Source organism: Mesorhizobium sp. M1A.F.Ca.IN.022.06.1.1, from assembly GCF_003952605.1.
In the GTDB taxonomy this organism is placed as follows: domain Bacteria; phylum Pseudomonadota; class Alphaproteobacteria; order Rhizobiales; family Rhizobiaceae; genus Mesorhizobium.
The window spans coordinates 2,007,013-2,019,134 of record NZ_CP034455.1; the positions used below are offsets into that span (position 1 = coordinate 2,007,013).

Genomic DNA, 12,122 nt, shown 5'->3' on the forward strand with positions numbered 1-12,122 from the left:
GGAATCAAATAGAATATCGAGATAGGGGTTATAAGTCTGCTGAATGCGAGCGTACTGTGAGCCGCTTTCTTGTCAGTTCCTGCGCGTTTCAGGCGAGGCCTGCGGTTGGCTCATCGGCAATGATCAAGCCCGGGTTCATCGCAAGAGCACGCGTATACCAACGCGCCTGACCTGACCTCCAGAAAGCTAATGGGGATAGCGGCGAGCAAAGTCCGCCGGCAAGCCGACCATCCGAAGCAGGCGCTCCGCTTCGCCTTCAGCATCGCGACACTTAGTCCATGGATACGAAATGGCTCTGTCAGGGCAATCGCACCGTCAGCCTCGGGCGAGCGTGATCCGACCGGATCCTGGAACATCATCGCCATGCGCCGCAAGTAGGGCTTAAGGTCAGCCTCGCTGAGCTCCTCGTCATGTTCATCGAAGCTGATGCCACCGCTCAGATTCGAATATATCAGCATTTCTGCTTCTTCTGCGGACCAACCCACCTACCTTGCCAAAGACGGATTCCTAGTTTCGGTGAGCTCACAAAGCTCGATGATATTTCCTGCGAAACCGACAAGCTTTCAGAAGCTCTGGCGCTGGTTTTGGGGCTTTGGTGGCGCTTGCCTATTTCCCCGCGGTTAACAACCAGAGTGAACCCCGGGGGCTGGACTGCGAGGCGTATTAAGGTTGTGTGCGTCAAGTTCTTGTGTGGATGCCAGCCATTTTGCAAGGAAGAACCTGAAGCATTGGACGTGTGATCGAGTGCGGTCATGTGTCAGGCCTTGATTTGCGGCCGTTCCATGTGCCGCGGGCCGGTATGGTGATGCGCGGATCAGGTCCAAATCAGCAAAGCGAGCTTGCGTGGGCTCTCAACTTGACTCTGGTTTTCCTGCCTGATCGATCATTTGCCCATGCAGTTCATGCCTTCCTCACATCTCCGACGTCCCGGTCTCAGGTGCGTTGTTGCAAATCACGCAGGCAACCTCGCCGGATTCCGGTAGTCCTCCTGTTTCGTCAGCATGGCCCAGATGCCACGCGCCATCTTGTTGGCCAGCGCGATTGCCACCAGCATGCGCGGTTTCTTCAACATCAAGCGGGCAAGCCAGGAACCGTCGGGCGCGCGCCTCCGAGACGCCCATCGAACCACAGCCATGGCGCCGATGATGAGCAACCGCCGAATATCTCGCTGGCCCATCTTCGATACCTTCCCTAATCGTTGCTTGCCGCCGCTCGACTTCTGCCGAGGGACCAGCCCGAGCCAGGCGGCGAAATCGCGACCGCACTTGAAAGCCTCCATCGGCGGCGCAAAGGTTTCAATGGCAAGGGCAGCGATAGGGCCGAGACCGGGCATGGTTTGCAACCGCCGAGATGTTGCAGCTTGCTTGGACAGCGTGTCCATCGTCTTCTTCAATGCCGCGAGCCGGCTGCTCAACTGGTCGATTTGGTCAAGGAGAGCGCTGCAGATGTCGCGGACCAGATCCGGCAGGTCTGCGCTCTCGTCCTCGACGATCTCTGCCAGACGTGGCAGGTGGCGATGCCTTGCGGAGCAACATAACCGAACTCATAGAGGTGCGCGCGCAGCGCATTCACCAATTCGGTTCGCTGATTCACGAACTGCTCTCTGGTGCGAAACACGATAGCCCGGGACTGCTGCTCCTTGGTCTTCGGTTCGACAAAGCGCATTGTCGGTCGTTGCGCTGCTTCGACGATCGCCTCCGCATCTGCGACGTCGTTCTTCTGCCGCTTGACGAACGGTTTGACATAGGCCGGGGCAATCAGTCTTGGCTCATGGCCAAGCCGAGCCATCTGACGGGCCCAGTAGTGCGAGCTGCCGCACGCTTCCATCGCCACGACCCATGCCGGTTGACTCGCCATGAACTTGCAAAACTGCAGGCGCGACAGCTTCTTGCGGAACACAACCGATCCATCAGCTGCCGTGCAGCTGAAAGACGTTCTTTGCCAGATCGACCCCAATGATGGTAACCTTTTCCATGGATGCCTGCCTCTCCTTTGCGTGGCGCTAACACCACAAACTTTGGCACATTGCGATGCCGTCGGAGAAGGCTGGCATCCACCCCATCTGCAAAAAGGGGCGGCCATGGTGCTGGTCATGCGGCTTGGCGCAGAGCGAGCTTCTTGTGCTCGTGCAGGTCGTCCATGTTGATGTAGCGGTTGGCCTCCATCCAGTTTTCGTTGGTTTCGACGGCCAGCGCCCTGACGAGGCGCAGGCAACTCTGTGAGTTTGGAAAGATGCGCACGACATAGGTGCGCCGTCGGATTTCCTCGTTGAGCCGTTCAAGCATGTTGGTGCTCTTGAGATGCTTGTGGTGTGGCGTGGCAGACGAAAGAAGGTCAGCGTGTACTCGATGGTCTCCTCCACCCATGTCGTCAGTCGTGGGTAGCGGGCCGACCATTTGGAAAGCCATGCGGCGAGATCGGCCTTGGCCTCGGCGAGATCGCGCCGGTCGTAGAGCCAGCGCAGTTCCTGCAGGCAATCGTCGCCATGCTTTCTCGGCAGGTGATCGAGCGCGTTCCTGAGGAAGTGTACGTAGGGGCTGTTGAGAAAGCCGGTTTTTCAACATTTGTTCCGAGACAACGCTGGTCTTGGTGTCAGAACTGCCGAACGCCCTCGTCAGGTCTCGTCAACGAGGTTCAGAGGGTGCATCAACAGCAACAATCCCAGGAATCGGTCAAACAAAGCGGCAGCCAGCCGCTTCAGGTTCACCGCCGCTGCGGTGAGGTAGGCTTGGATCTTCATATTGGCGAGACCCCGTCGGATCGCTCGGGCCAGTCCGTGCCAGTTCTTCGCCTCGCCATGGAAGCCCTCCGAGCGCCACCGGTGGCGTTGGTAGAGACATTGATCCTCCTCTGACCATCGCTCTCGACGCCGGCGCGCGCTCAACAGCGCGGGATAATCGTCACCCACAACAACCGCTTTGTTGACGCGCCCCTTGGAAAGACACAGGGAGGCAAGGTCGCAACCGGCGCACTCACTGGAGCGCGAATAGAAGAAGCGGCCGTGCTTCACCGGCCTAGTCGGACGTAGGATCTTTCCCCGCGGACACTTCAATATGTCGTGCTTGGCATCGTAGCGGAAGCGGCGAAGCGGGACCGGGCTACGGATCGGCTCTGCCTTGGCCGGAATCAACGCATCAATGCCGCGACGCTCGAGCGCCCCGAACACTTTCGCGTAGGCATAGCCGGCATCGGCAGTGACGGTGCTAACACATAACCCGGTCGACACCATGGCGGCTTCGATCCGTTCTACGATCATCTGTCCCTCGTTGATCTCCCCGGTGGTCACGGAAACATCGAGAACTACCCCGCGCAGATCATCGACGATGGTATGCTGTTTGTAGGCGGGCTCAAGACGGCGGTTGCGGGCGTTTGTCGCCATGCTCGCATCGGGATCCGTGATGCAGACTTTTTTGAACTTTCCTGTCTTGCGGCTTTTTCTGATCGCTGCCTCCTCATCTGCATTCGCCGCGCTCACCGCCTCAAGGTGGCGCACCGCCAAGCTATCCCAGCTGACGTCGGCGCGGATTAGCGAAGCATCGACATGAATGACTTCGCCCTTGGCGATTTTGGCGTCGATACAGGCTTGTACAGTGCTCTCAAGGATCCGCTGGAACCGTTCTTCACCCCAGCGCCGGCGGATTCTCGTTAACGAAGAATGATCGGGCAATGCCTCATGGAGGGCCGTAGCCGACAAACCACCGGATCGCGATGTTGACCTGCGCCTCCCGCATCAGCCGGCGATCATGCACAATTCCAAGCAGGAAACCCGCGAGCATCAGGCGTACAGCCACCTCGGGATCGATGCCGGGGCGGCCATTATCGGTGCAGTAGAGGTTCGCCACCTCGTCGCGCAGCCAGGACAGATCCAGCACACGATCGACCCGCGCGAGAATATGATCATCAGGGATAAGCTGTCGCAGCGAGCCAGTCATGAATAGCTCAAGCTGATCGCGCTCCTTCCGTCCCAGCATCGCGAACCCCTCCAGAGAATCAACGATTTCACAATTGAATCATCAGGAGGAGGCTTCTTCAACAGCCCCACGTAGCAGCGCTGCCATGCCGCTTCCGGGATCACCTCGCCGATTGCCGCGATCAGGCCGGCATGATCGTCGGACACGACCAGCTCGACGCCCGCCGCGCGCCTTCAAGCCGACGAGAAAGTCCCTCCAGGCCGAGCGGCTCTCGCGATTTGCCATCTCCACGGCCAGGATCTGACGCCGGCCGTCCCAGTCGATGCCAACCGCGATCAGCACCGCCTGGTTCATGACGATGCCGGCTTCGCGCACCTTCTCGTAGCGAGCATCGAGGATGAGGTAGGCAAAAGGCTCTTGAAGCGGTCGCTCGGTGCTTTCAGGCTCTCGTCCAGGCGTTTGTTGATGGCCGAGATCGATGAGGCCGAGAAGGCATGGCCGCACAGCTCTTCCGTGATCGCCTTGACCTTCCGGGTCGAAACGCCCTGCACATACATCTCTGCAAGCGTGGCCACCAAGGCCCGCTCCGAACGCTGGTAACGCTCGAAAAGCTCGGTGGAGAAGCGGCCGGCCCGGTCCTGCGGAACTCGCAGCTCAAGCTTTGCCGACACGGGTGACAAGAGTGCGAATAACCCGAGCGATAGCCCAGCCGCTCCGGTGTGCGCTCGCCTTTCGAAGCACCCAGAGCCTCGTCCATGTCGGCCTCGAGCACCTCCTGCATCACCGCCCGGATCACTTCGTGCAGACCTTGCGGTCAGCAGAATGTCTTTGACGGCGGCGCTGGCGGTCTTACTTTCAGTCTTGGTCATGGTGGCGTTCCTTCGCGGGAATCAGGTGACGTTGAACATCACCAGCCTGCCATGACCGCCCCCTCTCAGCGAATTTGCAGAACTCTCAGCACACTACCCGTATTAAGGCCGTCCAGTGCGCAACCAGCCCGACCGATGTAGCCAGGGGGCTTTCGCTGTTGGCTAGACAGGTGCATCACGCCGCGTAATACAGAGTGACCGGTCGAGCTATCGGCCACGCTAGCTCGCAGAACTCATGAAGGAACATGCCCGCTCCGCGCTGCCCTTTAGGGCCGCGCGATTGGCCACTGAAAATGGCCACGTCACCGATGCCGCCGACCTCAGCATTGTGAAATTTACTTCAGCCACCTGGGGAAATTTAGAGCGGCATTGACATGCGTGCAGTTAGTTTGGCGATGGTCTTTTCCATGTCACGGTGGACTTACATGCGTCTTGGATGGATACTTCTTCGGCGGGTTATCGACATTAAGGCACCTCCAACAGTGCCAGCGAAATTGATGCGCCAGCGGGGCTGGACGGCTACGCGTGGTGAATGCGGATAATCCGGCCGGCAAGCTGTTCTTACCAGTCCCTGCGGCCCGGGGGCGCCGGTCGACACCGAACAGCCCGCGCGCCAGCGCCATAGGCTCGCGCAATGATACCCATGCGATTTATCTATTTGCGCGGCGCCCCCCGTGCGCAACGATCCGATATCGAGCCGCGTTGCAGGTGAAACCATGCCGGCTGCCGCGACATACGGAGGTTTCCATGCAGAGAGTAACATGCCGAGAGTAAAGCGGCTACCTGGCAATGATTCGACCTGCGGATGGCTAAACCAGTTACCCGAACGGTCGACGCGTCCCACGTTGAACGGCACCCAAAAAGCAGATTGGGTGGTGGTGGGCGGCGGCTACACGGGCATGGCCGCGACGCGGCAACTGGCGACGCTTAAACCCGGCGAGCGCATCATCCTCCTGGAGGCCAACCGTGTCGGAGAAGGCGCAAGCGCGCGAAACTCCGGCTTCCTGGTCGATGCGACGCTCAACGAAGGGACGGGCACGGCGTCGGACATCGAGGTCTTTCGGCAAAAATACAAGCTCGCCCTCGCTGCCATCGCTGAAGTCCAATCCCTCGTCAACGGCTACGGCATCGATTGGATACGTGCGGAAAACTCTATGGCGCCCGCGACCCGCGCTACCTCGACAGGCTTGAGAAATTTGCGCGCCTTCTCGGCGAACTCGGCATCGCGAACGAGGTCCTGACCGGGACAAGGCTTCGCCATCACATCGGCACCGGCTTCTACACGACTGCCGTATGGACGAAGACGAGCGTCATGCTGCAGCCCGCCAAACTAGCGCGCGGCTTTTCCGACAATCTGCCGCCGTCGATCGAGGCCTTCGAGAACACGCCTGTCATCGCGTGGCAATCCGGCAATGGCGGGTATCTACTGAAGACGCCTTCCGGCGAGGTCGTCGCGCGCAACGTCATCATGGCAGTCAACGGATTTATGCCCGAAGTCGGTATTCGCCAGCACCGCAGCTTCGCCCTGCAGCTTACCGCGAGCATGAGCCGCCCCCTGACGGACGACGAATACGCAGCGATCGGTGCGCCAAAGCCATATGGCCTTCTGTCGGCCGATGCCATGGGAGCGACGATCCGGCTGACACGCGACCGGCGCATCCTCGTCCGGAACACCTGCGAGGTACCGGGGCGCATGTCACTCGATCCCACAGCGCTTGTCCGACGAAAAATTGATCATGCCCGCGCACTTACGGAGCGGTTTCCGGCACTAAGCCCACAGATTTTCACCCATTCCTGGTCGGGCATCGTCTGCCTGAGTGCGAATGGACATCATGTGTTCGGCAGGATTGCCGACGGACTGTTCGTTGCCGGATGCTACAACGCCAACGGCCTTGGCCTTGCAAATCTCCTGGGGCGTGAAGTTGCCAACCTCGCCGCCCGTCAGGACAGTGAATGGATACCGCTGATTGAACAGCGCAGCCGGCCACAGCGCTTGCCGCCGCAGCCGCTGCTCGGCTGGGGGGCGCGCCTGCGGCTCGCCCGCGACCGTTTCCTCGCACGCAGCGAAGCATGAGAAAAAGGAGAGCATCCATGAACGACGATATCACCCATATCGAGCCCGGCCCACGCTACAGCCAGGCTGTCGTCCACAACGGCATCGTCTATCTCTGTGGCCAAGTCGGATCGCCGAATGCTTCTATCACCGAGCAGACCGAAGGAGCCCTTGCCAATATCGACCGCTTGCTGGCCCTGAGCGGTTCCGACAAGTCGCGTATCCTGCAGGTGACGATCTGGCTCACCGACATGAAACACTGGGCAGAAATGACGGCAGCCTACGAGAAATGGATTCCGCACGGGTCCGTGCCGGCGCGCGCGAGTGTCGGCTCCGCACTCGTCCCGAACTACGACGTGGAAATAATGCTTACGGCGGCGCAACGTCCCACCGTCTAAAGGTTCGAGCTACAATGACGACAGACACAGCTATTGCGCCCGACGGCCTCGAAGTCGAAATCTCGATGAAGACGCTTGACCTCACTCGAGAGAACTGGGGTACACTTGGCCAGCACAATGGCAATGTTGGCCTGCTGCTGCCCCTCAGGCAACCACCGCTTCATTTCTATCGCTACCTTGTCGATAGGATTGGACGCAAGTGGCACTGGCAGGATTCTCTTTGCCTGAGCGATGCAGACCTAGCTGCCCGCATCCATGCACCGCAACGCGACATGCGTCTGCTGCTGATCGAGGGCGCGCCGGCAGGCTTCTTCGATCTCGACCGTCGTGACAAAGAGACCGTCGAGATTGTCTACCTCGGCCTGATGGAGCACGTGGCCGGGCGCGGGTTCGGCAAATGGCTACTCTCCGAGGCAATGGCGGCGGCCTTTTCCGCCGATGTGCGGCGCATCGTGCTCAAGACCTGCTCGCTCGATCATCCGGCGGCACTGGCAATCTACAAGAAGGCCGGCTTCCGGGTCGTCGCAGATGTGCCGATGGCGATGCGGCTTCTGACGCTGGATCAAAGGGGGGCGATCCTACTTCGCTGATTAGGTGAGACCCGCTGCCGTTCGCCACAACCGATGGGCACCAGTCGGGGCCGCGCAAGGCCCTTCGGCATGGCCGTCTCCCATTCAGCAGATTTCGAAGAGTGCCGCAGCACCCTGCCCGCCACCGATACACATGCTGACGACTGCCAACCTGGCCCCACGGCGCCGGCCTTCGATAAGCACATGTCCCGCCAGCCGCGCCCCGGTCATGCCGTAGGGATGGCCGAGCGCGATGCCGCCGCCATTGACGTTGAGGCGTTCGGCCGGAATCTCCAGGCGATCAGTGCACGCCAGCAGTTGCGCTGCGAAAGCCTCGTTAATCTCCCACAGGTCGATATCATCAATTCCAATCCCATGGCGGGCAAGAAGCTTCGGGACCGCAAGGATGGGGCCGATGCCCATCTCTTCAGGCGCGCAGCCGGTAACCGCGATTCCGCGGAAAATTCCCAGCGGCTTCAGGTTCTCCCGCCCGGCGGTTTCGACATCCATGAGAACGAGAGCGCTTGCGCCGTCCGAGAGTTGACTGGCATTGCCGGCCGTCACATACCGCCCATGCTCCAGTGCGGGTTTCAGGCCCGCTAATCCCTCATAGGTGCTCTCGCGCGGGCCTTCATCCCTGTCCGCAGACAGCGTCCTGCAGGACATGGCGCCGCTGTCACGATCCTTCACCAGTTGTGAGACGACGATTGGAACGATCTCCGCATCGAACCTTCCCTGCCGCTGCGCATCGCGCGCGCGCTCTTGGCTCTGCACTGCGAAGTGGTCCTGACGTTCACGGGTGATGCCGTACGTTTCGGCCACCCGCTCGGCCGTCTGCAGCATCGACATATAGTAGAGCGGGTAGGATGCCTCCACTGCAGGATCACGCTCGCGGTACCGGTTCATGTGCTCATTCTGCGCAAGACTGATTGATTCAACCCCGCCGCACAGGACGACCCGGCTGCTGCCGGACGCGACCTGCATGGCGCCGGCCGCTATGGCCGACAGGCCGGAGGCGCACTGGCGGTCGATGGTCATGGCGGCTACCGAGACCGGGAAGCCAGCCGCGAGAATGGCGTGGCGCGCGACATTGACGCCGCTCGTCCCTTGGGTCACGGCGCAGCCGAGTATGACGTCGTCGACCATGCCCGGGTCAATGCCCGCCCGGGTGACGGCCGCCTTCATGGCATGGCCAGCGAGCGACGGCGCCTCGGTGTTGTTGAAACAGCCGCGATAAGCCTTGCCGACTGCCGTGCGTGCCGTTGATACGATGGCAATGTCCTGCATTCCTAAGTCCTTTCGATCGGTTCGAGCCCGCACCAGGCAGCGATGAAGAGCGCAATCGACTGCGTGACACGCTTTACAGAGTCGAGGTGTACGCGCTCGTCGTAGCCGTGGATGCGCTCTGCGACCGGCCCGTACACCAGCGCCGGCATACCGGCGTAGAGACCGAAGTAGCGTGCATCGGTCGTGGCGGTGATCGGCGTGCGCGCCATGGGGGATCCGTTGACGATCTGGTGCATGGCAGCCAGCAGCTCTATGGCATTCGTCGCCGCCTCGGAGCAATCGCGCCCCAGACTGTAACCCTCCGCACGGAAGCCATGGCAGATGACCTCCGGCGGGTTCTGCCGCAGATAGTCGGAAGTGTCCGCAGCCGACGCGATGCATTGCCGAAGCTCCCGCTCGGCCGCGTCAATATCGTCTCCCGGATAAATCGCCATGCGAACGTCGAAAGTCGACCAAGCCGGAACGCTCGATGCCCAATCTCCGCCTTCGATCCGTCCTATGTTGAGGTTCAAGGGGTGATCGACGCCTTCAAACTCCGTCGGCCGACGCGCTGCGTCGTTCCACCGCGTCTCCAGATCCCGAAGCGCAGAAATCAGGGGTAGTGCCGCTTCGATCGCGTTTACGCCTGTACTGGCATGGGCAATGTGCGAGGGAATGCCCTTCAGACGTACCTGGAGCCATAATACACCAATCTGCGCGGTGACGAGCGCCTCTCCGAACGGTTCGGGAATGACCGCGGCATCGGCTGTGTACCCTCTTTGCAGGCACGCGAGCGCACCGTTGCCCGTACACTCCTCCTCCACGACGAATTGCAGGTAGCAATCGGCAGCCGGCCGAAAGCCGAGCGAGGCAAGGGCATCCAGCGCGAAAAGATTACACGAGAGGCCGGCCTTCATGTCGCCGGCACCGCGCCCATAAAGCCAACCGTCCTCGACATACGGCTCGAAGGGATGATTGCTCCACATAGAAACCGGACCGGTGGGTACTACGTCCACATGTCCGTTCAGTATGAGGCTGCGCCCCTTGGGGCTCCGGCTGGTGCTTTTCCCGACCACGTTGAGCGCCTGCGCATAAGGCTCGAGCACCGGCGAGAAGCCGGGAAGATCGGCAAGATCCTGCTCGTTGATCTCCCACACGTCCGTCTCGTAACCGCGGCTGCGAAGCGCGTCCGCCAAACAGAGCTGAATCGACTGCTCATGGCCGCGTACCGACGGAAAGCGGCAGAGTTGTTTCAGGAAGTCTGTTTGTCGATCGAACGCGCTGTTCACCGCGTGCAGGACGGTCTGGCGAAAGTTCGAATCCATTAGATCCTCAATTGAAAACGACAGGGGGGTGCGGGATTATGAGCGGGGCACCGGTCTTAACCTTCACCTCTTCGACCGAAACGCCAGCAAACAATTCAACAAGTTCAAAGCCGCCCGATGACACGTCGACGACGGCAAGGTCGGTGATTATCCTGTGAACGCACCGCTGAGCAGTCCGAGGCAGTGTGCATTGCTCTACCAGCTTCGGTTTTCCGGCCTTGTCCACGTGTGTCGTCAGCACGACGACGCGTCGTGCCTTCTGGGCCAATTCCATCGCGCCCCCTGTCCCGGGCGTGAACTTTCCCGGTATTATCCAGTTGGCGAGATCGCCGTTGCTCGCAACCTCAAAGGCCCCCAGCATCGTGAGATCGAGATTTCCGCCGCGGATGATCGCGAACGAAACCGCACTGTCGAAGTAAGAAGCGCCGGCCAGCGTGGTGATGTAGTTGCCGCCCGCATCGATGAGGTTCCGATCGGCTGCGGTATAGTCCGCCAGAGGGCCCATGCCGGCCACTCCGTTCTCGGAATGAACGCACACTGTTATCGAGGGGGCGAGATGGGCCAGCACCTTCGTAGGCAACCCTATGCCGAGATTGACGGTGTCGCCATCATTGAGTTCGCGCGCCGCACGGCGCAGCATCATTTCACGCGCGTCGGACGACATCATATGCCTCGCTGATAACGTGGAGACCGACGACCTTTTGAACGAACGGCCCGGGCGTATGAATTTCGTCGGGCGCAAGCTCACCAAGGGCGACGATTTCCTCCGTCTCGACGACCGTTGTCCCGGCGGCCATCGCCATGAGCGGCGAAAAATTGCGCGCCGTCGCGGCAAATTTCAAATTGCCGAAGGTATCTGCCTGTACGGCATGAATCAAAGCATAGTCCGCCCTAAGCGCAGTCTCGATCAGCGCAGTCCTACCGTCCATGTCAATCGCCGTCTTTCCGTTCTGCAGCATCGTGCCGATCCCGATGTCGGTCACGATCCCCATCAGTCCGGCGCCGGCGGCGCGGATGCGTTCGGCCAGAATGCCCTGAGAGTTGAACTCGACCTTCAGTCGGCCGGCATTCATCTGCTCGACCGCCCTGGCGTTCAGGCCAATGTGCGACGCGATCAGTTTCTCGACGAGACCGGCCTTCAACAGATGGTCTATGCCCATCCCGATCTCGTTTGCGTCGTTCTTGATAATCGTGAGGTTCTTAGGCCCCTGACGCACCAGTTCGTCCAGCAGGGTGAAAGGCGTTCCCGGCACACCGAAACCGCCGATCATAATGGTCATCCCGTCACGTATTCCTGTAATCGCCTCTTCGATTTCCGTTAGTTTGTTACGCACCCTATTCTCCTATCCGGATTAGCTCCGGCAAATGCTTCACCATCACAACCGCTATCCCTGGCGCCAGTTATGCGTGGAAATGACATCATGAGGGAGGGGCATGAGCAAATAGATACCGTGAACGGAGCATATAAGTTTCGGCAATGCTGGGCGGTCGACGCCCCGCGATTTAAAGGGAGCTGCACCGGAGGTTAGAGCTCGTTTGAAAGCCGTGTCGGGGCTATCGGCAGGATCGCTGTGATTAGGGCATGGCGCCTCTCTAAGGAGCGAACCGTCAGATTGCTCCTTCGGAACGAGAGAAACGGACCCATGTCGACGTTTGTGCTCGGAATTCATCTGGCAAGAACGTCTGCAGCCTCGTCGGCCTTGACGAGATTGCGCTGTGCTCCGCACTGTC

10 protein-coding genes and 4 pseudogenes are annotated in these 12,122 nt (G+C 60.3%); 4 read left to right on the forward strand and 10 right to left on the reverse strand.

Translation table 11 applies throughout. The features are described from left to right. Positions 1–110 precede the first annotated feature (110 nt). From EJ078_RS09600 to EJ078_RS30830, 6 genes and pseudogenes are all read right to left on the reverse strand, one after another. Entirely contained in the window at positions 111–458 is a 348-nt protein-coding gene (locus tag EJ078_RS09600) for a hypothetical protein (protein WP_208721320.1), read from the reverse strand. A 494-nt stretch (positions 459–952) separates the two neighbouring features. Next, positions 953–1,975 (reverse strand): annotated as a pseudogene (locus EJ078_RS09605) (IS110 family transposase). A gap of 115 nt (positions 1,976–2,090) precedes the next feature. Further along, a pseudogene (locus EJ078_RS09610) lies at positions 2,091–2,533 on the reverse strand (transposase); the annotation flags it as partial. Positions 2,534–2,674: 141 nt separating this feature from the next. Then, a pseudogene (locus EJ078_RS09615) lies at positions 2,675–3,971 on the reverse strand (IS1182 family transposase); the annotation flags it as partial. 42 nt (positions 3,972–4,013) lie between these two features. Then, a complete protein-coding gene (locus EJ078_RS30825) occupies positions 4,014–4,286 on the reverse strand; it encodes a transposase (RefSeq protein WP_348627290.1) in 273 nt (90 codons plus the stop codon). Next, complete coding sequence (locus tag EJ078_RS30830; protein ID WP_348627317.1) at positions 4,262–4,582, reverse strand: transposase; 321 nt, start codon at positions 4,580–4,582, stop codon at positions 4,262–4,264. Before EJ078_RS30830 ends, EJ078_RS30825 begins: the two co-directional genes overlap by 25 nt. 433 nt (positions 4,583–5,015) lie before the next feature. On the opposite strand from EJ078_RS30830, the gene EJ078_RS09625 reads away from it, so the two are divergent. From EJ078_RS09625 to EJ078_RS09645, 4 genes and pseudogenes are all read left to right on the forward strand, one after another. Then, on the forward strand, positions 5,016–5,153 hold the full coding sequence (locus tag EJ078_RS09625) for a hypothetical protein (RefSeq protein WP_208721322.1): 138 nt from the start codon (positions 5,016–5,018) through the stop codon (positions 5,151–5,153). Positions 5,154–5,679: 526 nt separating this feature from the next. Continuing rightward, positions 5,680–6,854: pseudogene (locus EJ078_RS09635) on the forward strand (FAD-binding oxidoreductase). Between the two features lie 17 nt (positions 6,855–6,871). Continuing rightward, the gene (locus EJ078_RS09640; protein ID WP_208721328.1) at positions 6,872–7,231 is read left to right on the forward strand and encodes a RidA family protein; all 360 of its coding nucleotides are present in this window, start codon (positions 6,872–6,874) and stop codon (positions 7,229–7,231) included. 65 nt (positions 7,232–7,296) lie between these two features. Continuing rightward, positions 7,297–7,821, forward strand: coding sequence for a GNAT family N-acetyltransferase (locus EJ078_RS09645; RefSeq protein ID WP_208721335.1), 525 nt, complete (start codon positions 7,297–7,299; stop codon positions 7,819–7,821). Positions 7,822–7,905: 84 nt separating this feature from the next. Here EJ078_RS09645 and EJ078_RS09650 read toward each other — a convergent pair whose 3' ends face one another. The 4 genes from EJ078_RS09650 to EJ078_RS09665 are packed head-to-tail and all read right to left on the reverse strand — an operon-like array spanning position 7,906 to position 11,725. After that, positions 7,906–9,087 (reverse strand): acetyl-CoA C-acyltransferase, encoded by a 1,182-nt coding sequence (locus EJ078_RS09650; RefSeq protein ID WP_208721337.1) that lies wholly within the window; start codon positions 9,085–9,087, stop codon positions 7,906–7,908. Positions 9,088–9,089: 2 nt separating this feature from the next. Next, on the reverse strand, positions 9,090–10,391 hold the full coding sequence (locus EJ078_RS09655; protein WP_208721339.1) for an ArgE/DapE family deacylase: 1,302 nt from the start codon (positions 10,389–10,391) through the stop codon (positions 9,090–9,092). Between the two features lie 7 nt (positions 10,392–10,398). Further along, entirely contained in the window at positions 10,399–11,058 is a 660-nt protein-coding gene (locus EJ078_RS09660) for a 3-oxoacid CoA-transferase subunit B (RefSeq protein ID WP_348627291.1), read from the reverse strand. After that, the gene (locus EJ078_RS09665; RefSeq protein WP_208721346.1) at positions 11,036–11,725 is read right to left on the reverse strand and encodes a CoA transferase subunit A; all 690 of its coding nucleotides are present in this window, start codon (positions 11,723–11,725) and stop codon (positions 11,036–11,038) included. Before EJ078_RS09665 ends, EJ078_RS09660 begins: the two co-directional genes overlap by 23 nt. Positions 11,726–12,122 lie beyond the last annotated feature (397 nt).